Origin of the sequence: Desulfobulbus alkaliphilus (assembly GCF_016918545.1) — a bacterium.
In the GTDB taxonomy this organism is placed as follows: Bacteria; Desulfobacterota; Desulfobulbia; order Desulfobulbales; family Desulfobulbaceae; genus Desulfobulbus; species Desulfobulbus alkaliphilus.
In genome coordinates this window covers 1-453 of sequence record NZ_JAFFQC010000219.1, presented here as the reverse complement: position 1 = coordinate 453, position 453 = coordinate 1, and the positions used below count along the sequence as shown (strand labels likewise).

The 453-nt window shown below is 66.2% G+C and carries 1 protein-coding gene and 1 pseudogene; both read right to left on the bottom strand.

From position 1 onward, the window contains the following. Nucleotides 1-232 (bottom strand): annotated as a pseudogene (locus tag JWG43_RS20830) (MFS transporter); the annotation flags it as partial. Continuing rightward, nucleotides 229-453: cupin domain-containing protein (locus JWG43_RS20825; protein ID WP_205244347.1), on the bottom strand; the 225-nt coding region annotated here is incomplete at its 5' end. The pseudogene JWG43_RS20830 and the gene JWG43_RS20825, both read right to left, overlap by 4 nt.

Below are 453 nucleotides of genomic sequence, written 5' to 3'. Positions count from 1 at the left end.
GACACAGCCCGACCAGCCCCAGATACAGGCTGGCCTCCTCGATCGGATGATCCCGCCGGGCGATCTCATAGACCTGCCACAACAGGGCCGACGACTGGATCTGGATCGCCAGCACCGCCACCACACGCCCGAACCACAACAGGCGGAAATCGCGAATGCCCCAGGGGCTGGACGGGCCTTCTGGCGGAGATGGCGGGGCGGCGGGGCCGGCAGCGATGGATTCTGTGGTCACGTTCTTCTTGGGTATTTCGGATAGGGCGAACCGTCGCGGTGGAAATAGCCGTCGACGCCGGCGTGCAGCACCATGTCGATGTCGGGATAGTCGGCTGGGGTGATCGTCGGGCTGCGCGTGCCGACTTCCAGCAGAATCGCCTCGCGGCCGGATCGGTTCTCCAGCTTATGGCCGTTCGGCACGCCCGCTTTGAACCCGGCGCAGTCGCCGGCGCGCAGAAC